We start from the raw sequence: 22166 nt of genomic DNA, 5'->3' as shown, positions 1-22166 counted from the left end.
AATGGAAATATCACACTTTATTTAACGCTGTCATTTATGCGTTGCCATAAAAGACGCGCCTTGGACATTAAGACCCTAGCGGACACGACGAGCCATGAATAAAAATCTGCGCTTCAGCCACAAAATCCTGCTTGCAGCCGCCCTTATCGTCATTGCCGCATTTGCGTTGTTTACGCTGTACAACGACTACCTGCAACGCAACGCGATTCGCAATGACCTCGACAGCTACCTCCATGAAATGGGGGATGTCACCGCCAGCAATATCCAGAGCTGGCTGGCCGGACGTATTGTGCTGGTGGAAAACGCCGCCCAGAACATCGCCATCAACCCCGAGCCGAGCGTCATCGCCAGCCTGCTAGAGCAGAAAGCCCTGACATCTTCGTTCATGGCAACCTATCTGGGCGATAGCAAAGGCGGCTTCACCATTCGCCCCGATGCCAAGATGCCCGACGGCTTCGATCCACGCGTGCGCCCCTGGTACAAGGGTGCCCAGAGCAGCAATGGCTCGACCCTGACCGAGCCCTATATCGACGCCGCCACCGGCCAGTTGATCATTTCCATCGCCACCCCCAGCAGCAAGGCCGGGCAAAGCGTCGGCGTGGTCGGCGGTGACCTGAGCCTGCAAACCCTGGTGGACAATATCGGCGCACTGGACTTCGGCGGCATGGGCTACGCGTTCCTGGTCAGTGCCGACGGCAAGATCCTGGTGCACCCGGAAAAAAACCTGGTGATGAAGACCCTGGGCGAGGCGTACCCGAACCAGACCGTCAAGATCAGTGCCGACTTCAGCGAAATCGAGGTCGAGGGCAAAACCCGTATCGTCACTTTCGCCCCGATCAAGGGTTTGCCGTCAGTGAACTGGTATATCGGTCTGTCGGTAGATAAAGACAAATCCTTCGCAATGCTCAGCGAATTCCGCACCTCGGCCATTATTGCCACGGTGATTGCCGTGGCGATCATCATCGCGCTGCTGGGCATGCTGATCCGCGTGCTGATGCAACCGCTGCATGTCATGACCCGGGCCATGGAAGACATCGCCGATGGCGAAGGTGACCTGACGCGCCGCCTGACGATCCAGAACCACGACGAGTTCGGCATTCTGGGCAAAGCCTTCAACCGCTTTGTGGAGCGGATTCATACCTCGATTCGCGAAGTGTCCTCCGCCACCGGCCAGGTCAATGAAGTGGCCCTGCGCGTGGTCAGCGCCTCTAACTCATCGATGGTCAACTCCGACGAACAGGCCAACCGCACCAACAGTGTCGCGGCAGCGATCAACCAGTTGGGTGCCGCTGCCCAGGAAATTGCCCGCAACGCCGCCCAGGCCTCGAACCAGGCCAGCGACGCACGCCATCTGGCCGAAGATGGCCAGCAAGTGGTGGAGCGCAATATCAAGGCCATGACGCAACTGTCCGAGATGATCAGTGCCTCCAGCAGCAATATCGAGGCACTTAACAGCAAGACCGTGAATATCGGCCAGATCCTCGAAGTGATCACCAGTATTTCCCAGCAAACCAACCTCCTGGCACTCAACGCGGCCATTGAAGCCGCGCGAGCCGGGGAAGCCGGACGCGGGTTTGCGGTGGTGGCCGACGAGGTGCGCAACCTGGCCCACCGCACGCAGGAATCGGCGCAACAGGTGCAAAAGATGATCGAGGAGCTGCAAGTCGGCGCCCGGGATTCGGTCAGCACCATGAGCGACAGCCAGCGCCACAGCCTCGAAAGCGTGGAGATCGCCAACCTGGCAGGCGAACGCCTGAGCAGCGTGACCCAGCGCATCGGTGAAATCGACGGCATGAACCAATCGGTGGCTACCGCGACGGAAGAGCAGACCTCGGTGGTGGAGTCGATCAATATCGACATCACCGAGATCAACACGCTCAATCAGGAGGGTGTGGAAAACCTGCAGTCCACCTTGCGCGCCTGCTCCGATCTGGAGCAGCAAGCAGCGCGCTTGAAACAACTGGTGGGGAGCTTCCGCATCTAGACCTCAACACAGCAGCGCCTACATTCAGCCAGCGTTGTTTTTGTCAGGGCCGGGCTTGTCGTGCGGCTCTGACTCCTCCTGCAACTGCTCCCACAACCGGGCAGCATCGGGGAAGTCCGTGCCGTCCTCGGCATCCAGGGCATCCGGGTCATAGCGGCTCAAACAGCCCTCCCCCAAGGTGGCGGGCGCCTTGGACGTGGCTTTATCCAGGGGATCACTCATGGTTCGATCCTCGCAACTGACACTAATAAAAAGGGCCTGGGTGATTTAACGCCCAAGCCCTTTTTGCTTCAACCCAAAACAGTCGATCAGAACACCACGGTCTTGTTGCCGTGCACCAGCACGCGGTCTTCCAGGTGATAGCGCAGGCCACGGGCCAGGACCATCTTCTCGACATCGCGGCCGAAACGCACCATGTCTTCAATGCTGTCGCTGTGGCTGACGCGGACCACGTCCTGCTCGATGATGGGACCTGCGTCCAGCTCTTCGGTGACGTAGTGGCAGGTTGCACCAATCAGCTTCACGCCGCGCAGCGACGCCTGGTGATACGGCTTGGCCCCGACAAAGGACGGCAGGAAGCTGTGGTGAATGTTGATTACCTTGCCTGCGTATTCGCGGCACAGTTCCGGCGGCAGGATTTGCATATAGCGCGCAAGGACCACAACGTCCGCTTGATGCTGCTCGACCAGACGTGAGACTTCGGTGAAGGCCGGCTGTTTGTTCTGCGAGTCGACCGGGACGTGGTAATACGGAATGCCATGCCACTCCACCATGCTGCGCAGGTCGTCGTGGTTGGAAATCACACAGGCGATCTCACAGTCCAGCTCATCGCTGTGCCAGCGGTGCAGCAAGTCCGCCAGGCAGTGGGATTCGCGGCTGGCCATCAGCACCACGCGCTTTTTCTGCTCGGTGTCGGTAATACGCCAGGTCATCGAAAACTCTTCGGCGATGGGCGCAAACGCCTCGCGAAACGCTTCAAGGCCAAACGGCAGGGTGTCCGCGCGAATTTCGTGGCGCATGAAAAACCAACCACTGAGATTGTCCGAGTGATGACTCGCTTCGGTGATCCAGCCATTGTGGGAGGCCAGAAAGTTACTGACTTTAGCGACGATACCAACCCGATCCGGGCAAGCAATCACCAGACGAAAAGTGCGCATTAGGGGCAAACTCCAGAACTTCGCAAAGGCCGCCATTCTAGCGACACCGTAGAAAAACTGCAGTACTCCTCAGCGCTTATTCGCGCGATTCGTTGCGGCGGCCCTAAACAACGTATGGTTTTTACCTGGGCACTATGTCAGTACAAGCAGCTGTTACCGCAATTAGCCGAGATCTAATGAGAATATCTATAGCTGGCTGGGGCGCACTAAATAATGCACTCCGAGCCTTTCGCTACAAACATTCAAAGTAAATTACATAAAACCGAGCTTAAATGTTTACTTGGGCAAACTGTCTGACTATTATTAGGCCACTATCCCTGTCCCTCAGCGCCCCGTATAAGGTAGTCCACATGTCCCTGATCAACGAATACCGTGCCACCGAATCCGCTATCAAAGAGCTGCAAGAACGTTTGAAGAATCTGTCCCAAGACGACAAATTGCAAACCGAGCTGGAATTCGAAGGCAAATTGCGCACCCTGATGGGTGAATACTCCAAATCCCTGCGTGACATCATCGCGCTGCTGGATCCGGAATCGAAAGTTAAAGCACCACGCGCCGCCGTGAAAGTTACCGGTACCAAGCGCGCGCGCAAGGTCAAGCAATACAAAAACCCGCACAACGGCGAAGTGATTGAAACCAAAGGTGGCAACCACAAGACTCTGAAAGAGTGGAAAGCCAAGTGGGGCGGTGACGTGGTTGAAGGCTGGGCTACCCTGCTGGACTAAGGTTCGCCAGATCGTCACCTGATTCGCGACACAATAAAAAACGCCAGTTCGCTGGCGTTTTTTATTGCCCACTTTTTATCAAACGCCGATTACAGGCCCAGGCGCTGGCTTAAAGCGTCAGCATATTCCTGCCACTCATCCAGCACCTGACGCTGAAACGATGTAGCACTAGCGTCCAATTCAAGCCTGGCCTTATTGAAACTCTCAAGGGTATTTGGCGCGCCGTAATCCGCATCTGACAAGCGTTGCTGACAGAAGAGTTTCCAGCGTTGTTGCTCTTCACTGTCCAAGGTGTGCGCAAAGTTGCGGGCACGATAGCGAAATAATAATTCCGGCAAACGATGATCATCAAAAGGCCACTGCTGGCGTGCTAGTTGCTCGGGTTCAGCAGTGCGGACTTGCTCACATAAACGTCGATCCCGATCACCAATAAAACCATCGTAGAGCTGTTGCTCCGGGTCGGCGCTTGCGGCGAAATCGTCCTCGGCATAAATCGCCGGCAATTTATCCAGCCAAAGTTCCTGTGCGTCAGTTAGCCGCAGTGCCCGGGCCTGATATTCACGCATGTCCAGGTTCAATCGCTGCTGGTCTTGCGCCCGCAACACATTCAGCGGCGCGACGACCGGACAACGATTGATGTGAATGAGTTTGAGCGGCACCGGCAACTCACCCTCGGCCAATTGATCGCGCCGGGTATACAAGCGCTGGCGCAGGGTTTCGGCATCCAGGTCCAGCAGCGCCTGTGGGTCGAGCCCCAGGTCGCAGACAATCAACGCGTTGCGATTGCGCGGATGCCACGCCAGGGGCAGGACCACCCCCAGGTAATGGCGCTCAGCGGAAAAGCGCCCGGAAATATGCACCATGGGCTGCAACAGGCGGATTTGATCCATGACCCGCTGCTTGCTGCGCAGTTGAAACAACCAATCGTACAACTTCGGTTGTTTTTCCCGGACCAGCCGCGCCAGGGCGATGGTGGCCCGCACGTCAGCCAAAGCTTCGTGAGCCTGGCCATGGTCAATTCCATTCGCCGCCGTCAGGCGCTCCAGCTTGAGGGTCACGCGCCCGTCCTGCTCGGGCCAGACAATGCCGTCGGGGCGCAGGGCATAGGCCGTGCGCATCACGTCGATCAAGTCCCAGCGGCTGTTGCCGCTCTGCCATTCCCGTGCGTAAGGGTCGAAAAAATTGCGATACAAACTGTAGCGGGTCATTTCGTCATCGAAACGCAGGGTGTTGTAACCCGCACCACAGGTGCCGGGGGCGGCCAGCTCGGCATGCACCCGCGTCATGAAGTCGGCTTCGGCCAGGCCTTTTTCCGCCAGTTGGCCGGGGGTAATGCCCGTGATCATGCACGCGGCTGGGTGCGGCAGGATATCGTCGCTGGGCTGGCAATAGAGGTTGACCGGCGGCCCGACCTCATTGAGGTCATGGTCGGTGCGAATCCCGGCAACCTGCAGCGCACGGTCGCTGCGTGGGTTGATGCCGGTGGTTTCATAGTCGTACCAGAAGATCGAGGTCACGGGCTATTCCTGTGCTGAAGACCGACAAAGTCTAGGCGCTGGACGCCGCCCGGGGCCAGCGCCGTGTGCACTGGATAAACATTCAGTGAAACCTTGGCGCATTTTCAGGTGTTACTTCCGTCCGCGACACTGCTAGCATCGGCCTCTCGAATTGCCGGCTGCCCGACGAGGTTGCCCATGCCCAGCCACACCGCACTGCCAGGGAATGCAATGCCCACCGCACCATTGGACACCCGCTATCAGATCGAGACCCCGGAAGGCATCGACCTGCCCTTGCGCCCCGCCGGGCTGATGCCCCGGGCACTGGCATTCGGCTTCGACCTGGGCCTGCGCGGCCTGATCCTCGGTGTCCTGTTCATCGCCCTGGCGTTTCTCGGCAACCTGGGCATCGGCCTGGGCTCGATCCTGCTGTTCCTCGTCAGTTGGTGGTACATGGTGCTGTTCGAAGTGCTCAACCAGGGCAGTTCACCGGGCAAACAGATCATGGGCCTGCGCGTGGTACAGGATGACGGCACGCCCATTGGCTGGTCCGCATCCCTGATCCGCAACCTGCTGCGGTTTGTCGATATGTTGCCGTTCGGCTATTTCCTCGGGGCCATCAGTTGCCTGCAACATCCCCACTTCAAACGCCTGGGCGACATTGCGGCCGGTACCCTGGTGATCTATCGCGAACAGCCCCTGGCCCGCCCTCACCTGCCCCAGGCCCCGGCATTGCGCCTGCCCTTTGCCCTTGAGCTGGACGAGCAACGTGCGATCCTGGGTTTTGCCGAGCGCCAGGGTGAGCTGTCCGCCGAACGGACCCACGAGCTGGCGGCGATTCTGGCCACGCCCCTGCAAGTCTCCCCCGCGCGCGCCGTGGAACAGCTCAATGGCGTGGCCCGCGGCCTGCTGGGGCCGACATGAAGCAAAGCCTGTTCGAAACCCGTCACCAGCCGCACTGGCAGGCATTTGCCAGCCAGTTGGCACTGCTTGAACAAGGCAAGGCAAAGGCCGAGGAGCTGACGCGTTTCCCTCAAGATTACCGACGCCTGTGCCAACATCTGGCACTGGCGCAGGAGCGGGGCTACAGCAGCTACCTGATAGACCCGCTGCAACAGTTGGCCTTGCGCGGCCATCAACAGTTGTATCGCCATCGCAGCCAGCTCGGTGCCAAGGTGCTGGGCTTCCTGCTGGCGGATTTCCCCCGCACGGTTCGCGAGCAATGGCGCTTCGTGCTGGTCGCCAGCCTGCTGTTCTTTGGCAGCCTGATCGGCATTGCGCTGCTGGTCTACCTGTTCCCCGAACTGATCTACACCATCGTCAGTGCCCCGCAAGTGTCCGAGATGCAGGAGATGTACGACCCCGACGCCAGTCGCCTGGGCCGCGCAGCCGCGCGGGCGTCGAGCGAAGACTGGATGATGTTCGGCTACTACGTCATGCATAACATCGGCATCGCCTTCCAGACCTTTGCCGGCGGCCTGCTGTTTGGCCTGGGCAGCGTGTTTTTCCTGTTTTTCAATGGCCTGATGATCGGCGCCATCGCCGGTCACCTGACCGAAATCGGCTATGGGCAGACCTTCTGGTCCTTTGTCATCGGCCACGGCGCCTTTGAACTGACGGCCATCGCCCTGGCCGGCGCGGCCGGCCTGCAACTGGGTTGGGCCTTGATCGCGCCGGGAGCATTGCCCCGGGGTGAAGCACTGCGTCTGGCAGCCCGCAAAAGCGTGAAAATGATCTGCGGCGTGATTTTATTCCTGCTGATCGCGGCCTTTATAGAGGCCTATTGGTCCTCCACCACCGCAGTGGAACCTTGGGGCAAGTACCTGGTGGGCGCCGCGCTCTGGGCCATGGTGCTCGCCTATCTGCTGTTTGCCGGCAGGGGTCGTCATGCGCCTGAGTGACGCCAGCGTGGTAATCCGCCCCCGCACTACGTGGGAAGCCATGGACCTGGGGGTATTGCTGGCCCGCAAGCACCGCGTGCTCTTGATGAGCAGTTGGGCCTTGGTCAGCCTGCCGATCTTTATCCTGATCAGCCTTGCGCTGTGGGACTACCCATCTGTTGCTGTACTGGTGTTCTGGTGGTTGAAACCGGCCTTTGAGCGCCTGCCGCTGTATATCCTGTCCACAGCACTGTTTGGCGAAACGCCTACCCTCAAGCAGGCGCTGCGCCAATGGCCACGCCTGCTCAAAGGTCAACTGCTGGCCAGCCTGACCTGGAGGCGCTTGAGCCTCAGTCGCAGCTTCGTCATGCCCGTGGTGCAACTCGAAGGCCTCGGCGGCCTGGCCCGCCAACAACGGCTGGGGGTGCTGCAACAGCGCAATGCCGGCGCAGCGCGCTGGCTGACGCTGATCGGTATTCACCTGGAAACAGCACTGTGGGTTGGCTTGATGGCGCTGTTCTACCTGTTCCTGCCACAACAGGTCGAGCTCGACTGGGACTGGCAACAACTGGCGCTGGCCAGCAGCCAGGACTGGCTCTGGCTGGAACACCTGACCAATGCCTTGTACGCCCTGGTCCTGGTGCTCTGGGAACCGATCTATGTGGCCTGCGGGTTCAGCCTCTACCTGAACCGGCGTACCGTGCTCGAAGCCTGGGACCTGGAGTTGGTGTTCCGCCGTCTGCGCCAGCGCCTGGGGTCAACGGTGGCCGTCCTGCTGCTGGCTGTCGGCCTTCTGCTGCTCCCGCCAACACCCCAGGCCATGGCCGATCAACCCGTGGCTGCACCACCCTTGAGTACGCCAGCCGCCAGCCAGGCGATCAAGCGCCTGCTGGAAGAGCCCCCGTTCAAGAATCCGGAATCCGTGACCCGCTACCGTTTCGGTGAAGACCAGACCATCGACAAGACCAAGCCCACAGGGGATGCCCGGTTGCCTGCCTGGCTTAAATCCTTGCTCGACAACCTCAACAGCGACACCTTCAAGTCCCTGGCCCTGGTCATGGAGGTGCTGTTGTGGAGCCTGCTGATCGCCGGTATTGCCTTGGTGGCCTGGCGCTATCGTGATTGGCTGCACGCCTTTGTCAGCCATCGCCGCGCCCCCCGCACCGTTGACCAGCCCGTGCCGTCACAACTGTTCGGCCTGGACATGGGCGTGGAAACATTACCCGATGACATCGCCGGTACCGCCGAGCAACTGTGGGCCACCCAGCCCCGTGAAGCGCTTGGCCTGCTCTATCGCGGCCTGCTTAGCCGCCTGTTGCATGACTTCAACCTGCCCCTGAAAAACGCCGATACCGAAGGCCAGGTCCTGGAGCGTGTGCGTCACTTGCAACAGCCGCAATTGCTGGCATTCAGCGACGACCTGACCCGCCACTGGCAAAACCTCGCCTATGGCCATCGCGTACCGCCTGCCCTGGCCCAACAACAACTGTGCGCCCACTGGCGCGCGCTGTTTGACAGCGAGGCCACGGGATGAACCGGCCACTGATCTGGCTCGCGCTGATCCTGGCCTGCCTGCTGACGGCGGGGGGCTTCTACGCCTGGCACAAGGCGATCCCCTACGAGGAAGTGGTCGAGCGCGGGCCATCACCCGAAGCCCAGGCTAATCCCTACCTGGCGGCGGAGCATTTCCTACGCCAGCAAGGCATAGCCGTCGAGCACGCCAACAGCCTGGAACGCCTGGCTACCCTGCCCTCCAAGGGCGGCAGCCTGCTGTTGCTCAGCGAACGCAGCAACATGACCCCGCGCCAGGTTGACCAGTTGCTGGAGTGGACCCAGGCCGGCGGCCACCTGCTGCTGGTGGCCGAAGCTATATGGGATGAAGAAACCCAGGACAGCGGCGACCTGCTGCTCGATCGCCTGCAGTTGCGCCAGGCCTTCAGCGATGACTTCGACCAGCCAGCCCCACCTCGCAAGGGCAAGAAACCGGACCTGACACGCCTGTATGTCGATAATGAAACCGCACCGGCCTTCTTCAGTTTCGACACCGACTTCAACCTGATCGACCCCAGGCACCTGGCCCAGTTTTCGGCCAACAGCGCCAAGTCCAGCCACTTGATGCAACTCGATCTCGGGCAGGGCCGTGTGACAGTGATCACCGACAGCGAACTGTGGAAAACCCCGGATATAGGCCTGCACGATAATGCCTGGCTGCTCTGGTACCTGACCCAGGGCAGCAATGTCACCCTACTGTCCAACACGGATGTCGAGAACCTGTTCAGCCTGTTGCTGCGTTACTTCCCCCAGGCCCTGTTGGCACTCGCCGCCTTGATTGTGCTGGGGTTGTGGCGCGCCGGCATACGCCAGGGGCCCATCCAGGCACCCGCGCCCAAGGCGCGCCGGCAACTGCTGGAGCACTTGAATGCCAGTGCCGATTTCCTGCTGCGCCGCAGCGGGCAAAACAGCCTGTTGCACGCCCTGCAGCGGGACATCCTGCGCACCGCCCGCCGCCGCCACCCCGGCTTCGAACAGTTGGACACTGCCGGGCAATGGCAAGCCCTTGAACGCCTGACTCGCCAACCGCCATCCATTATCAGCCAGGCCCTGGGCCCACTCCCGGCAAAGCGGCTTTCCAGCGCCGACTTCAGCCGCCAGGTGGCCTGCCTGCAAACCCTCAGGAATGCCCTATGAGCGACTCTCCAGTGGATTCACCCAACACCCTCGACACCGGTCGGGCCACCCAGTTGGCCCAGGCGCTGCGCACCGAGTTGCGTAAGGCCGTGATTGGCCAGGATGGAGTGATTGATGACGTGCTGACCGCATTGATCGCCGGCGGCCACGTGTTGCTCGAAGGGGTTCCCGGCCTGGGCAAGACCTTGCTGGTACGGGCCCTGGCCCGCTGTTTTGACGGCGACTTCGCGCGTATCCAGTTCACCCCGGACCTGATGCCCAGTGATGTAACCGGGCATGCCGTGTACGACCTGCACACCGAGCAGTTCAAACTGCGCAAGGGGCCGTTGTTCACCCACTTGCTGCTGGCGGACGAGATCAACCGGGCCCCGGCAAAAACCCAGGCCGCCCTGCTCGAAGCCATGCAGGAACGCCAGGTCACCCTCGAAGGCGAAGCCCTGCCTATCGGCCAGCCCTTTATGGTGCTGGCCACCCAGAACCCCATCGAACAGGAAGGCACTTATCCACTACCGGAGGCCGAACTCGACAGGTTCATGCTCAAGGTGCGCATGGACTACCCCGAGGCGCAGCAAGAGGTGGATATGGTGCGTGAAGTGACCCGTTCATCGCGCGCCGACATGCTCGACGTGCAACCACTGCGCACCGTGCTGCAAGCCGCTGACGTGTTGCTGTTGCAGCAGGTCGCCAGTGAGCTGGCCCTGGATGAACAGGTACTCGACTACGCCGTGCGCCTGGCTCGTACCACCCGCACCTGGCCCGGTCTGGCCCTGGGCGCGGGCCCGCGTGCGTCCATCGCCCTGGTGCGGGGTGCCCGTGCTCGCGCCCTGCTGCGAGGTGGCGAGTTCGTCACTCCGGACGACATCAAGAGCTGTGCGCTGGCAGTGTTGCGCCATCGGGTACGCATCGCCCCGGAGCTGGATATCGAAGGCCTGGAGGTGGATCAGGTGCTGACCCAGTTGCTCGACCAAGTGCCGGCACCACGCCAGTGACATGCCCATGAGACCGACTCGCCTGTTGCTGGCCTGGCTTGCCGTGTTGCTGGGCCTGAACATCGCCCTCGGGACGGCCGTGGCCCTGCAACTCAACGTGCCAGCCGCCCTGCATTCCATCGCCTGGGGCCTGCTCCTGGCGCTGCTCTTGCTGGCCTTGCTCGATGCTGGCCGGCTGAAACGCCGCCCCTCGCCACGCCTGCGCCGGCAGATGCCCGGCAGCCTGGCGCTGGGGCGTTGGAGCGAGGTGCGGATCACCCTGGAACATGACTATCCACAGCCGTTGGTCCTGGAGGTGTTTGATCACGTACCGGATGGTTTGAGCGTGCAAAACCTGCCCCAGTCCATCGCCCTGCGCCCCGGGGAACAGAGCGAACTGGGCTACCGCCTGCGCCCCTTGAGCCGTGGGCATTTCAGTTTTGAGCGCTGTGAGGTACACCTCCCCAGCCTCCTGGGGCTGTGGACTGCCAAGCGCCAGGTGCCGGTCAAGGACGCCACCCGGGTCTATCCGGATTTTGCCCGCCTGTACGGCGCGCAATTACTGGCGGTAGACAACTGGCTCAGCCAACTGGGTGTACGCCAGCGCCAGCGTCGCGGCCTGGGCCTGGAGTTTCACCAGTTGCGGGAATTTCGCGAGGGTGACAGCCTGCGCCAGATCGACTGGAAGGCCACGGCCCGGCAACGCACGCCGATTGCCCGGGAATATCAGGATGAGCGCGACCAGCAGATTGTGTTCATGCTCGACTGCGGCCGGCGGATGCGCAGCCAGGACAACGAGCTGGCGCATTTCGACCACGCTCTCAACGCGTGCCTGCTACTCAGCTATGTGGCCCTGCGCCAGGGCGATGCCGTGGGCTTGTGTACCTTCGCCTGCGACCAGCCGCGCTACCTGGCACCCGTCAAGGGCAGCGGCCAGTTGAACCAGTTGCTCAACGCGGTATACGACCTGGACACCACCCGGCGCGCGGCCGACTACCAGGCTGCGGCCAACCAACTGCTGGCCCGCCAGAAACGCCGGGCCTTGGTGATTATCGTGACCAACCTGCGTGATGAGGACGACGAGGATCTGCTGACCGCCGTCAAGCGCATCAGCCGCCAGCACCGGGTATTGGTCGCGAGCCTGCGCGAAGAAGTGCTGGATCAAGTGCGCCAGGCGCCTGTGCAAACCTTGCCGGAAGCGCTGGCCTACTGTGGCAGCGTCGACTACCTCAATGCCCGGGAAGAATTGCATGACCGCATGAAGGCGCAGGGCCTGGCGGTATTGGACGCCCGACCCTCGGACCTCGGCGCAGACCTGGTAACCCGTTACCTGGGCTGGAAAAAGGCCGGCGTGCTATGAATGGCGTATGACGCTAGGCCGAAGCCTGCAAGGGATCAAAGCTGAAGTACTGCAACAGCGCAGCAATCAATTGCCCGTACTCGTCGGGGGCCTGCAGCAGGGTGAACCCCGAATCGTAATGCTGGGGATTGATATCCTCACGGCTCCACAGGCAGGTAGCAGTGAAGTCAATGGCATGCACATCCCCCTCAGGTCCGGGGATCTTCAAGCGCAGCTCAAAATCCGCGTTGACCATCATGGGTAATCGGCTGACCAACATCAGCCCGTCGCTGGAGATGTTACCCAAGTAACCGATGGGTTTATCCGTGTGGCGGTTGAACACCTGTAAAAAACAGGGCAACTGGTGTCGCTCAATCCTTCGGTCGGTAAACATGATGAGATCGCCGTCCAATGGCCATGATTCTGGCCGTTCCTGTGATTCGGACCGGAGCGCTGCCAGCAGCACCCCGCTCTCCCCCGGACTTCGCTACAACAGCAGCCTTTGCCCTGTCGCTTTAACGCCATCGAATCAGGGGCTACATCTATCTGGATTGAAAGTTGTACAAACAGACATCCAAAGAATAGCCCAACTCTGGCAAGAGGCCAGCTATCAAATTACAAATGCCATCACAAGGCGGCTGGCCGCGCTCGTGCAGTACTTGCACCCGGGTAATGCCCCAGTTGTTGCAGGGTATCCAGGCGTGCGCGGGCACGGAATGCGTATTCGCTCGACGGATATTGGCTGATGATGAACTGATAGGTCTGCACGGCATCCACGAACAACTTCTGCCGTTCCAGGCACTGCCCACGCAGCATCGAGACCTCCGGCTGCACGTAGCGACGGGACCGGCTTTGACGGTCGACCTGGGACAATTCCAGGGTAACCCGTTCGCAGTCGCCTACGTTGTAGGCCCGGTAGGCATTGTTCAAATGATGGTCCATCGACCAACGGGTACAGCCGACAACACTGACGGCCAGGGCTGCAATGATCAAAACTCGCATGGGTGTTCTCCTGTCTTGAGCAGTGTATCGACCCTTGGGCGAAAATCTTCAAGGTTGTTCGTCTGGCGTCATCGAGTGAAAACAAGCGAATCGACAATAAGTAGTGCAAACGAACAATGACTACAGCCAAAGAGCATAGTAGCCTTCCCCAGCGCTAGAACTCAGGAGTCCGTGCATGTCCGTCCGTCGTACCAAAATCGTCGCCACCCTTGGCCCGGCCAGTAACTCGCCGGAAGTCCTCGAACAGCTGATTCTGGCTGGCCTGGACGTTGCCCGTCTGAACTTCTCCCACGGCACCCCGGACGAGCACAAGGCTCGCGCCAAGCTGGTACGTGACCTCGCCGCCAAGCATGGCCGCTTCGTCGCGCTGCTGGGTGACCTGCAAGGGCCGAAGATCCGTATCGCCAAATTCGCCAACAAGCGCATCGAGCTGAAGATTGGTGACAAATTCACCTTCTCCACCAGCCATCCGCTGACCGAAGGCAACCAGCAGGTCGTGGGTATCGACTACCCGGACCTGGTCAAAGACTGCGGCGTCGGCGACGAACTGCTGCTGGACGATGGCCGCGTGGTCATGCGTGTCGACACCGCCACCGTCACCGAGCTCAACTGCACCGTGATCATCGGCGGCCCGCTGTCCGACCACAAAGGCATCAACCGTCGCGGTGGTGGCCTGACTGCACCGGCCCTGACCGAAAAAGACAAGGCTGACATCAAGCTCGCCGCCGAAATGGAAGTGGACTACCTCGCCGTATCCTTCCCGCGCGACGCTGCCGACATGGAATACGCCCGCCAACTGCGCGACGAAGCCGGCGGTACCGCCTGGCTGGTGGCGAAGATCGAGCGCGCCGAAGCCGTGGCCGACGACGAAACCCTTGACGGACTGATCAAGGCGTCCGATGCAGTGATGGTTGCCCGTGGCGACCTCGGTGTAGAAATCGGTGACGCAGAACTGATCGGCATCCAGAAGAAAATCATCCTGCACGCACGCCGCCACAATAAAGCGGTGATCGTCGCGACCCAGATGATGGAGTCGATGATCCAGAACCCGATGCCGACCCGTGCCGAAGTGTCCGACGTGGCCAACGCCGTGCTCGACTACACCGACGCCGTGATGCTCTCGGCGGAAAGTGCTGCCGGCCCGTACCCGCTGGAAGCAGTCCAGGCCATGGCGCGTATCTGCGTCGGCGCTGAAAAGCACCCGACCAGCAAGACCTCCAGCCACCGCATCGGCAAAGTGTTCGAAAGCTGCGACCAGAGCATCGCCCTGGCCGCCATGTACACCGCCAACCACTTCCCCGGTGTGAAGGCTATCATTGCCCTGACCGAAAGTGGCTACACGCCGTTGATCATGTCGCGTATCCGTTCCTCGATCCCGATCTACGCGTTCTCCCCGCACCGCGAAACCCAGGCCCGTGCGGCCATGTTCCGTGGCGTCTACACCGTACCGTTCGACCCGGCGTCGCTGCCGCCTGAGCAAGTCAGCCAGGCTGCCATCGACGAACTGCTCAAGCGTGGCGTAGTCGAGAAAGGCGATTGGGTGATCCTGACCAAGGGCGACAGCTACCACACCATCGGTGGCACCAACGGCATGAAGATCCTGCACGTTGGCGATCCAATGGTCTGAGTGACCCGCTGAAAAGCAAAGGCCCTGGCACGTGAGTGACAGGGCCTTTTGCATTTCAAGTCATGGTGATGTGGTGACTGGACTGGCGTTATCGCGGGCACGCCCGCTCCCACACTTGAAATGCACTCCAATGTGGGAGCGGGCTTGCCCGCGATAACGCCAGTCCAACCACTTGGATTTCAGCGCCGGGCAATAAACCCAGACAACGCCGCAATCGCCTCCGGCGACCTCAAGCGCTGGGTAAACAATGCACCCTCCTCCTCGATCACCTGGCGCAATTGCTCGCGGTCGACGCTCTTCATCAATTGCTTGGTCACCTGCACCGCCCCCGGCGCCAGGGTCTCAAAGCGCCTGCCGACTTCCCGCGCCTTGGCCAGGGCCGCTTCGCCGCTGCCCAACGCTTCGGTGGCGATCCCCCACTGCGCAGCCTGCTCTCCACTGAACCCTTCGCCCAGCAGCAGTAACTCGGCAGCTTTCGCGTGCCCCAGCAAGCGCGGCAGGATCAGGCTGGAGCCAAACTCAGGGCACAGCCCCAGGTTGACGAATGGCATGCGCAACCGGGCATCGCGACTGACATACACCAGGTCGCAATGCAGCAGCAGCGTGCTGCCAATGCCCACCGCCGCCCCGGCCACGCCGGCAATCACCGGTTTGCGGCAGTTGAGCAGGCTTTGCATGAAATGAAAGGGTGGGCTGTCCAGGTCTGTGGGCGGCTGCTCAAGGAAGTCGCCGATGTCGTTGCCGGCGGTAAAGCAGTCGCTGCTGCCCTGGATCAGCACGGCATTGACCGTCGTGTCGGCATCGGCCTGCTCCAGCGCCGCCGCCAATTGGCTGTACATGGCGCGGGTCAGGGCATTTTTCTTGTCGGGGCGATTGAGCTGCAGGATCAGCAGCCCACGGTCACGGTGCAGCAGGATGGCGTCGGTCATGGTGAGTCTCGCAGATAGACATCAGCGCTCAACCACGGGGCAGGAACACATCGGCCAGCAGTTGATTGCGCGGCAAGCCAGCCAGGAACAGGCGCTTGGAAAAGGCCTCGACACTGCTGGGGTGCCCGCAGAGTAAGGCCAGGGTTTGCCGGGAAACAAGCCGCAGTTGCGCCAAAGCCTCGGTCAACTGCGCCGCCGTCCACAGCTCCACACTGAGGCTGGGATGGCTCGCGGCCAGTTGCCTCAGGGGCTCGGCCAGATAATGGCTGTCGGCATCATGGGCCAGGTGAATCACGCGAATGGCGCCCTGGTGATCCTGGCGCAACGCCTCACGCAACACGCCCCACAACGGGCCCATTCCGGTGCCGGATGCCAGCAGCCACAGCGGCCGGGATTGCCAGTCCGAATCGTAGTGCAACGCGCCGCCGCGCAACTCGCCCAGGCGCAATGGATCGCCGGCCTGTAACTGCCGCGCAAGGTCGCTGAATTCGCCGGGCAGGCGGCAATCGAGGTGGAACTCCAGGAACGGATCTTCCTCGGGCAGGCTGGCCAGGGAATACGGCCGCGCCACGGTGCCCGCCCACAACACCAGGTGCTGGCCGGCCCGGTAGCGCAACCCACGTTCCGCTTGCAGGCGCAGGCGCAACACTGTCGGGCTCAACCAATCGGCGCTCAGCACCGTTGCCGCCGCGCCGTCGCGCAAGGGGTCAAAGGTCTCGACCTGTACATCGCCCACGACCTGGCACTGGCAGGCCAGACGCCAACCGTCCTGGCGTTGTGCCGGGTTCAGGGCATCGGGCTGCTTGTCATCAACCTCGCCCTGGCAGCGCACCAAACACGCATGGCAACTGCCCGCGCGACAACTGTAGGGCACAGCCACACCGGCCTGGTTCAAGGCATCCAGCAGATTGCTGCCGGTGGAGACCGACCAGCGGCGTTCGCCGACGTGCAGTTCAGGCATGAAAGGCCTCGCATCAAAATGTGCGATCACTGTAACTGCTTTTTGCAGGAGTCGGCTCCTCCAGGAGGGTGGTCGGCAGCGTTTGACCATCGTCGGGTGTATCGGCCATCGCGCCGGGTTATACTGCCGCGCCTTTTTAGCGTCGCGCCAGCACTACCCGGCGTGCCTTGGAAAAGGTGGCTTCAGCGACCGATGCACCCATCTGAAGCCACCTTTATTGAATGTTCCCTTATAGAGGAGCGCGACTCATGACCGTGATCAAGCAAGACGACCTGATTCAGAGCGTTGCCGACGCCCTGCAATTCATTTCCTACTACCACCCCGTTGACTTCATCCAGGCGATGCACGAGGCCTACCTGCGCGAAGAATCGCCGGCAGCCCGTGACTCCATGGCGCAGATCCTGATCAACTCGCGCATGTGTGCCACCGGCCACCGCCCGATCTGCCAGGACACCGGGATCGTCACCGTGTTCGTACGCGTGGGCATGGATGTGCGTTGGGATGGCGCCACCATGGGCCTGGACGACATGATCAACGAAGGCGTGCGTCGCGCCTACAACCTGCCGGAAAACGTCCTGCGCGCCTCGATCCTCGCCGACCCGGCCGGTGCGCGCAAAAACACCAAGGACAACACCCCGGCCGTGATCCACTACTCCATCGTCCCGGGTAACACCGTGGAAGTGGACGTGGCCGCCAAAGGCGGTGGTTCCGAGAACAAGTCGAAAATGGCCATGCTCAACCCGTCCGACTCGATTGTCGACTGGGTGCTCAAGACCGTTCCGACCATGGGCGCCGGCTGGTGCCCACCGGGCATGCTCGGCATCGGCATCGGCGGTACCGCCGAGAAAGCCGCAGTGATGGCCAAGGAAGTGTTGATGGAATCCATCGACATCCACGAGCTGAAAAAGCGCGGCCCGTCCAACCGTATCGAAGAGATGCGCCTGGAGCTGTTCGAGAAGGTCAACCAACTGGGGATCGGCGCCCAGGGCCTGGGTGGCCTGACCACCGTGCTCGACGTGAAGATCATGGACTACCCGACCCACGCCGCCTCGTTGCCGGTGTGCATGATCCCCAACTGCGCCGCCACCCGTCACGCGCACTTCGTGCTCGACGGTTCCGGCCCGGCCTCCCTGGAAGCGCCACCGCTGGACGCGTACCCGGAAATCGTCTGGGAAGCCGGCCCGTCGGCCCGTCGCGTCAACCTCGACACCCTGACCCCGGAAGACGTGCAAAGCTGGAAGCCGGGCGAAACCGTACTGCTCAACGGCAAGATGCTCACCGGTCGCGACGCGGCGCACAAGCGCATGGTCGAGATGCTGAACAAGGGCGAAACCCTGCCGGTGGACCTCAAGGGTCGCTTTATCTACTACGTCGGCCCGGTAGATCCGGTGCGCGAAGAAGTGGTTGGCCCGGCTGGCCCGACCACCGCCACGCGGATGGACAAGTTCACCCGCCAGATCCTCGAACAAACCGGCCTGCTGGGCATGATCGGCAAATCCGAGCGCGGCCCGACCGCCATCGAAGCGATCAAGGACCACAAGGCCGTGTACCTGATGGCCGTCGGCGGCGCTGCTTACCTGGTGGCGCAAGCCATCAAGAAGTCGCGCGTGGTAGCTTTCGCCGAACTGGGCATGGAAGCGATCTACGAGTTCGACGTCAAGGACATGCCGGTCACTGTTGCCGTCGACAGCAAAGGCGAGTCGGTACACATCACCGGTCCTGCCATCTGGCAGAAAAAGATCAGTGAGAGCCTGGCGGTAGAGGTGCAGTAAGCACTTCTCCGCAAGGATAGAAGGCGACTGCGGCTCCATGCCGCAGTCGCCTTTTTTATGACCGACGATTTTGTGGGAGCGGGCTTGCCCGCGATGCAGGCACTGCGGTCTGGCTGCAGAACGCGTCGATGCAATCGCGGGCAAGCCCGCTCGCCACAAGTACTGCGCTCGTCCTGCTGCATGGTATGGTGCTCGCCCCCTACTGCAGCTGTTCATTCTCGTATGATCGCGATCCCTCGCCCATTGCGTCTGACCTTCTACTCCCTGCTGATTATCGCCGGTACCGTTTTGGCCGCCGCTCTTGCCACGCGCCAGGCTGAACGCCAGTCCCTGGTGGACGATGCCGGCCGTGCCAATCAGCAACTGGCGCTGTACGCCAACTCCCTGCACACCCTGATTGAACGTTACCGCGCCCTGCCCGCCGTACTGGCCCTGGATTCGGAAATGATCCGCGCCTTGCAAGGCCCGCTGGATCCGGCGACCCAGGACGTGCTCAACCACAAACTGGAACGCATCAACGGTGCCGCGCAGTCGTCGACCCTGGAGCTGATGGACCGCACCGGCCTGGCCGTGGCGGCCAGCAACTGGCGGTTGCCCAGTAGCTATGTCGGCCACAACTATGCGTTTCGCCCGTATTTCAGCCAAACCCGCAGCCAGGGCACCGGGCGCTTTTATGCGGTGGGGGTGACCACCGGGATTCCGGGGTATTTCCTGTCCAGCGCAGTGCTGGATGAACAGGAGCAGTTTCTCGGCGCCATGGTGGTGAAACTGGAGTTCCCGGAACTGGAGCGCGAATGGGCCCAGGGCGACGACCTGCTATTGGTCAGCGATGCCCGGGGCATTGTGTTTATCGCCAATAAACCCGGATGGCGTTACCGCAACCTGCGCCCGCTGTCGGCCAACGATCTGGCCGAGCTCAAAGCCACGCGCCAATACGATAAAAAACAACTGCAGCCCCTGGACACCCAGACCTTGCAGCGCTTTGACGAAAACAGTCACTTGATGCGCGTCGCCGGGCCCGAAGGCAATGCCAACTACATCTGGGAATCCCTGCCTCTCAAAGCCGAAGGCTGGACCCTGCACCTGCTGCGCAAACCCCAGGTCGCCTTTGAAGACCAACGTAACGCCGGCCTCGCCGCCGCTGGCCTGTGGTTGACCCTGGTGTTCCTGGTGCTGTTCCTCAGCCAGCGCTGGCGCCTCGCCCGCTTGCGCCAGCGCAGCCGCGCAGAGCTTGAGAGCCTGGTGGAAGAACGCACCCGGGCCTTGCGCACCGCCCAGGATGGCCTGGTGCAGTCGGCCAAGCTGGCGGCGCTGGGACAGATGTCCGCGGCCCTGGCCCATGAAATCAACCAGCCACTGACTGCCCAGCGCATGCAACTGGCCACCTTGCGCCTGCTGCTCGACCACGGGCGTATCGACGACGCCTACCAGGCCCTGACGCCGTTGGACGACATGCTCACCCGCATGGCCGCCCTCACCGGCCATCTCAAGACCTTCGCCCGCAAAAGCCCCAGTGGCCTGCGCGAACGCCTGGACCTGGCGACCGTGGTCGACCAGTCCCTGCAGTTGCTCGACGCACGCCTGCGGGATGAAGCCATCGGCACCGTGCTCGACCTGACCCGCCCGGCCTGGGTGCGCGGCGATGCCATTCGCCTGGAACAAGTGCTGATCAACCTGCTGCGCAATGCCCTGGACGCCATGGCCAACAAGCCACGCAAGCGCCTGGAAATCCGCCTGCATGCTGATCAACAACTGTGGCACCTGAGCGTCAGCGACAGCGGCGGTGGGATTGCCGAGGAACACCTGAACAATGTGTTCGACCCGTTTTTTACCACCAAGCCGGTGGGGGACGGGCTCGGACTTGGGCTGGCGGTGTCGTACGCTATCGTGCATGAACTGGGGGGGCGCCTGATTGCTGCCAACCAGGGGGACGGCGCCGTCTTCACCCTGATCCTGCCCATCGCGCTGGAGGCGCCAGACCTATGCTGAACGCGGTGATCGTGGTTGATGACGAGGCCAGCATCCGCACGGCCGTGGAACAGTGGCTGAGCCTCTCCGGGTTCGAGGTGCAGTTGTTCAGCCGTGCCGAGGACTGCCTGGCCAAACTGCCCAGGGATTTCCCCGGGGTGATTCTCAGCGACGTGCGCATGCCGGGCCTCAGCGGCCTGGAGCTGCTGGCCGAGGTGCAACGGCGCGATACCGATTTGCCAGTGATCCTGCTAACCGGCCATGGCGACGTGCCGATGGCCGTCGAAGCCATGCGCGACGGCGCCTACGACTTCCTCGAGAAACCCTTCAGCCCCGACGCCCTGCTCGCCAGCCTGCGCCGGGCCCTGGACAAACGCGGACTGATCCTGGAAAACCGCCGCCTGCACCAACAGGCCGATCATCGCGCCCAGTTGGAGTCGACCCTGTTGGGGGTATCGCGCAGCCTGCAGAACCTGCGGCGCCAGGTGCTGGACTTGGCCGGTTTGCCGGTCAATGTGCTGATCCGCGGCGAGACCGGCAGCGGCAAGGAACTCGTCGCCCGTTGCCTGCATGACTTCGGGCCCCGGGCAAAGAAGCCATTTGTCGCGCTCAACTGTGCGGCGATTCCCGAGCAACTGTTTGAAGCCGAACTGTTCGGCCATGAAAGCGGCGCCTTCACCGGCGCCCAGGGCAAGCGCATCGGCAAGCTGGAGTACGCCAACGGCGGCACGTTGTTTCTCGACGAGATCGAAAGCATGCCCCTGGCCCAGCAGGTGAAGCTGCTGCGGGTGTTGCAGGAACAGAAACTGGAGCGCCTGGGTTCCAACCAGAGCATCAAGGTCGACTTGCGCATCATTGCGGCCACCAAGCCCGACCTGTTGGACGAAGCCCGCGCCGGGCGTTTTCGTGAAGACCTGGCCTACCGCCTGACGGTGGCACAACTGCGCCTGCCACCGTTACGCGAACGCCGCGAAGATATCCCACTGCTGTTCGACCACTTTACCCAGATAGCCGCCGAACGCCTGGGCCGCGAGACCGTGCCCCTCAACGGGCCGCAACTGGGGCAGTTGCTGAGCCATGACTGGCCGGGCAACGTGCGCGAACTGGCCAACGTCGCCGAACGCCAGGTGCTGGGCCTGGGCGAGCCGGAGCCGGAGGGTATCGAGGCCGGGCGATCCCTGGCGGCGCAGCAGGAGGCATTCGAGGCCCATTGCCTGAAAGCCGCGCTGACCCGGCATAAGGGCGATATCAAGGCGGTTCTGGCCGAACTGCAACTGCCACGGCGGACCTTCAATGAAAAGATGCAGCGCCATGGGCTGACCCGGGAAATGTTTCTGTCGATAGATTGAGGGCCACCTGAGGGCCTCATCGCAGGCAAGCCAGCTCCCACACTTGAATGTATTCGCAAATCAGAATGTGGGAGGCGGTTCTGGCCGAGCTGCAACTGCCACGGCGGACCTTCAATGAAAAGATGCAGCGCCATGGGCTGACCCGGGAAATGTTTCTGTCGATGGATTGAGGGCCCCCCGAGGGCCTCATCGCAGGCAAGCCAGCTTGTATGGTTAGACTTGTAGGGGTGGTGGGACTAAAAGCCAGCATCTGACTCTAGCCAGTACAGACCGTGGGAGACTTCGCCCCACCCCTTCACCAAAGCGCCGATAAGGAATGCA

General features: G+C 61.7%; 19 protein-coding genes. 12 read left to right on the top strand and 7 right to left on the bottom strand.

All coding sequences use genetic code 11. The annotated features are described in order from the left end of the window. The first annotated feature begins 94 nt into the window (after nucleotides 1-94). Nucleotides 95-1984, top strand: a complete 1890-nt coding sequence (locus HBR94_RS22385) for a methyl-accepting chemotaxis protein (protein ID WP_057440137.1) — start codon at nucleotides 95-97, stop codon at nucleotides 1982-1984. A 24-nt stretch (nucleotides 1985-2008) separates the two neighbouring features. Here HBR94_RS22385 and HBR94_RS22380 read toward each other — a convergent pair whose 3' ends face one another. Then, nucleotides 2009-2206 carry a hypothetical protein gene (locus HBR94_RS22380; protein ID WP_057440136.1) on the bottom strand — a complete coding sequence of 66 codons (198 nt, stop codon included), beginning with the start codon at nucleotides 2204-2206 and terminating at the stop codon, nucleotides 2009-2011. An 86-nt stretch (nucleotides 2207-2292) separates the two neighbouring features. Then, the gene (gene purU, locus HBR94_RS22375; RefSeq protein WP_029295472.1) at nucleotides 2293-3141 is read right to left on the bottom strand and encodes a formyltetrahydrofolate deformylase; all 849 of its coding nucleotides are present in this window, start codon (nucleotides 3139-3141) and stop codon (nucleotides 2293-2295) included. Between the two features lie 350 nt (nucleotides 3142-3491). On the opposite strand from purU, the gene mvaT reads away from it, so the two are divergent. Then, entirely contained in the window at nucleotides 3492-3866 is a 375-nt protein-coding gene (gene mvaT, locus HBR94_RS22370) for a histone-like nucleoid-structuring protein MvaT (RefSeq protein ID WP_057440135.1), read from the top strand. An 89-nt stretch (nucleotides 3867-3955) separates the two neighbouring features. On the opposite strand, the gene sbcB is transcribed toward mvaT, so the two are convergent. Further along, nucleotides 3956-5383, bottom strand: coding sequence for an exodeoxyribonuclease I (sbcB, locus tag HBR94_RS22365; protein WP_170045564.1), 1428 nt, complete (start codon nucleotides 5381-5383; stop codon nucleotides 3956-3958). A gap of 210 nt (nucleotides 5384-5593) precedes the next feature. On the opposite strand from sbcB, the gene HBR94_RS22360 reads away from it, so the two are divergent. Genes HBR94_RS22360 through HBR94_RS22335 form a run of 6 tightly spaced genes read left to right on the top strand, consistent with a single transcriptional unit; the run spans nucleotide 5594 to nucleotide 12258 of the window. Further along, nucleotides 5594-6286, top strand: a complete 693-nt coding sequence (locus HBR94_RS22360; RefSeq protein WP_115128837.1) for an RDD family protein — start codon at nucleotides 5594-5596, stop codon at nucleotides 6284-6286. After that, nucleotides 6283-7263 carry a stage II sporulation protein M gene (locus HBR94_RS22355; RefSeq protein ID WP_169959670.1) on the top strand — a complete coding sequence of 327 codons (981 nt, stop codon included), beginning with the start codon at nucleotides 6283-6285 and terminating at the stop codon, nucleotides 7261-7263. Before HBR94_RS22360 ends, HBR94_RS22355 begins: the two co-directional genes overlap by 4 nt. Then, complete coding sequence (locus tag HBR94_RS22350) at nucleotides 7250-8776, top strand: DUF4129 domain-containing protein (RefSeq protein ID WP_170045563.1); 1527 nt, start codon at nucleotides 7250-7252, stop codon at nucleotides 8774-8776. Before HBR94_RS22355 ends, HBR94_RS22350 begins: the two co-directional genes overlap by 14 nt. Continuing rightward, the gene (locus HBR94_RS22345) at nucleotides 8773-9930 is read left to right on the top strand and encodes a DUF4350 domain-containing protein (RefSeq protein WP_170045562.1); all 1158 of its coding nucleotides are present in this window, start codon (nucleotides 8773-8775) and stop codon (nucleotides 9928-9930) included. The genes HBR94_RS22350 and HBR94_RS22345 overlap by 4 nt, the downstream gene beginning before the upstream one ends. Beyond that, nucleotides 9927-10919, top strand: coding sequence for a MoxR family ATPase (locus tag HBR94_RS22340; RefSeq protein ID WP_115128840.1), 993 nt, complete (start codon nucleotides 9927-9929; stop codon nucleotides 10917-10919). Before HBR94_RS22345 ends, HBR94_RS22340 begins: the two co-directional genes overlap by 4 nt. Before the next feature lie 7 nt (nucleotides 10920-10926). Continuing rightward, nucleotides 10927-12258 carry a DUF58 domain-containing protein gene (locus HBR94_RS22335; RefSeq protein WP_170045561.1) on the top strand — a complete coding sequence of 444 codons (1332 nt, stop codon included), beginning with the start codon at nucleotides 10927-10929 and terminating at the stop codon, nucleotides 12256-12258. A 13-nt stretch (nucleotides 12259-12271) separates the two neighbouring features. Here HBR94_RS22335 and HBR94_RS22330 read toward each other — a convergent pair whose 3' ends face one another. Further along, nucleotides 12272-12631: a PilZ domain-containing protein gene (locus HBR94_RS22330; protein ID WP_057440146.1), complete on the bottom strand. Its 360-nt coding sequence runs from the start codon at nucleotides 12629-12631 to the stop codon at nucleotides 12272-12274. A 233-nt stretch (nucleotides 12632-12864) separates the two neighbouring features. Further along, nucleotides 12865-13239 carry a hypothetical protein gene (locus tag HBR94_RS22325; protein ID WP_057440129.1) on the bottom strand — a complete coding sequence of 125 codons (375 nt, stop codon included), beginning with the start codon at nucleotides 13237-13239 and terminating at the stop codon, nucleotides 12865-12867. A gap of 175 nt (nucleotides 13240-13414) precedes the next feature. On the opposite strand from HBR94_RS22325, the gene pyk reads away from it, so the two are divergent. After that, nucleotides 13415-14866, top strand: coding sequence for a pyruvate kinase (pyk, locus tag HBR94_RS22320; protein ID WP_029295454.1), 1452 nt, complete (start codon nucleotides 13415-13417; stop codon nucleotides 14864-14866). A gap of 179 nt (nucleotides 14867-15045) precedes the next feature. Here pyk and HBR94_RS22315 read toward each other — a convergent pair whose 3' ends face one another. Beyond that, nucleotides 15046-15795 carry an enoyl-CoA hydratase gene (locus HBR94_RS22315; protein WP_170045560.1) on the bottom strand — a complete coding sequence of 250 codons (750 nt, stop codon included), beginning with the start codon at nucleotides 15793-15795 and terminating at the stop codon, nucleotides 15046-15048. 28 nt (nucleotides 15796-15823) lie between these two features. Next, the gene (locus HBR94_RS22310; RefSeq protein ID WP_170045559.1) at nucleotides 15824-16756 is read right to left on the bottom strand and encodes an iron-sulfur-binding ferredoxin reductase; all 933 of its coding nucleotides are present in this window, start codon (nucleotides 16754-16756) and stop codon (nucleotides 15824-15826) included. 248 nt (nucleotides 16757-17004) lie between these two features. On the opposite strand from HBR94_RS22310, the gene HBR94_RS22305 reads away from it, so the two are divergent. The 3 genes from HBR94_RS22305 to HBR94_RS22295 all read left to right on the top strand — a co-directional run bounded on the left by HBR94_RS22305 (nucleotide 17005) and on the right by HBR94_RS22295 (nucleotide 21845). Beyond that, entirely contained in the window at nucleotides 17005-18528 is a 1524-nt protein-coding gene (locus tag HBR94_RS22305; RefSeq protein WP_057960547.1) for a fumarate hydratase, read from the top strand. 222 nt (nucleotides 18529-18750) lie between these two features. Further along, nucleotides 18751-20517, top strand: coding sequence for an ATP-binding protein (locus HBR94_RS22300; RefSeq protein WP_170045558.1), 1767 nt, complete (start codon nucleotides 18751-18753; stop codon nucleotides 20515-20517). After that, nucleotides 20511-21845: a sigma-54 dependent transcriptional regulator gene (locus HBR94_RS22295; RefSeq protein ID WP_170045557.1), complete on the top strand. Its 1335-nt coding sequence runs from the start codon at nucleotides 20511-20513 to the stop codon at nucleotides 21843-21845. Before HBR94_RS22300 ends, HBR94_RS22295 begins: the two co-directional genes overlap by 7 nt. The last annotated feature ends 321 nt before the right edge of the window (nucleotides 21846-22166 follow it).

This window comes from Pseudomonas sp. WS 5412, from assembly GCF_012985615.1.
GTDB lineage: Bacteria > Pseudomonadota > Gammaproteobacteria > Pseudomonadales > Pseudomonadaceae > Aquipseudomonas > Aquipseudomonas shahriarae.
The sequence above is the reverse complement of the archived record's forward strand: the minus strand, read 5'-3'. Positions and strand labels throughout refer to the sequence as shown.

Bases quoted from the DNA above. Each gene is read 5' to 3' on its own strand.
- HBR94_RS22335 (WP_170045561.1), top strand. From the start codon at position 10,927: ATGAGACCGACTCGCCTGTTGCTGGCCTGGCTTGCCGTGTTGCTGGGC.
- HBR94_RS22345 (WP_170045562.1), top strand. From the start codon at position 8,773: ATGAACCGGCCACTGATCTGGCTCGCGCTGATCCTGGCCTGCCTGCTG.
- HBR94_RS22295 (WP_170045557.1), top strand. From the start codon at position 20,511: ATGCTGAACGCGGTGATCGTGGTTGATGACGAGGCCAGCATCCGCACG.
- HBR94_RS22315 (WP_170045560.1), bottom strand. From the start codon at position 15,795: ATGACCGACGCCATCCTGCTGCACCGTGACCGTGGGCTGCTGATCCTG.
- HBR94_RS22325 (WP_057440129.1), bottom strand. From the start codon at position 13,239: ATGCGAGTTTTGATCATTGCAGCCCTGGCCGTCAGTGTTGTCGGCTGT.
- HBR94_RS22350 (WP_170045563.1), top strand. From the start codon at position 7,250: ATGCGCCTGAGTGACGCCAGCGTGGTAATCCGCCCCCGCACTACGTGG.
- mvaT (WP_057440135.1), top strand. From the start codon at position 3,492: ATGTCCCTGATCAACGAATACCGTGCCACCGAATCCGCTATCAAAGAG.
- HBR94_RS22330 (WP_057440146.1), bottom strand. From the start codon at position 12,631: ATGTTTACCGACCGAAGGATTGAGCGACACCAGTTGCCCTGTTTTTTA.
- HBR94_RS22340 (WP_115128840.1), top strand. From the start codon at position 9,927: ATGAGCGACTCTCCAGTGGATTCACCCAACACCCTCGACACCGGTCGG.
- HBR94_RS22355 (WP_169959670.1), top strand. From the start codon at position 6,283: ATGAAGCAAAGCCTGTTCGAAACCCGTCACCAGCCGCACTGGCAGGCA.
- HBR94_RS22305 (WP_057960547.1), top strand. From the start codon at position 17,005: ATGACCGTGATCAAGCAAGACGACCTGATTCAGAGCGTTGCCGACGCC.
- pyk (WP_029295454.1), top strand. From the start codon at position 13,415: ATGTCCGTCCGTCGTACCAAAATCGTCGCCACCCTTGGCCCGGCCAGT.
- HBR94_RS22360 (WP_115128837.1), top strand. From the start codon at position 5,594: ATGCCCACCGCACCATTGGACACCCGCTATCAGATCGAGACCCCGGAA.
- HBR94_RS22310 (WP_170045559.1), bottom strand. From the start codon at position 16,756: ATGCCTGAACTGCACGTCGGCGAACGCCGCTGGTCGGTCTCCACCGGC.
- HBR94_RS22385 (WP_057440137.1), top strand. From the start codon at position 95: ATGAATAAAAATCTGCGCTTCAGCCACAAAATCCTGCTTGCAGCCGCC.
- HBR94_RS22300 (WP_170045558.1), top strand. From the start codon at position 18,751: ATGATCGCGATCCCTCGCCCATTGCGTCTGACCTTCTACTCCCTGCTG.
- purU (WP_029295472.1), bottom strand. From the start codon at position 3,141: ATGCGCACTTTTCGTCTGGTGATTGCTTGCCCGGATCGGGTTGGTATC.
- HBR94_RS22380 (WP_057440136.1), bottom strand. From the start codon at position 2,206: ATGAGTGATCCCCTGGATAAAGCCACGTCCAAGGCGCCCGCCACCTTG.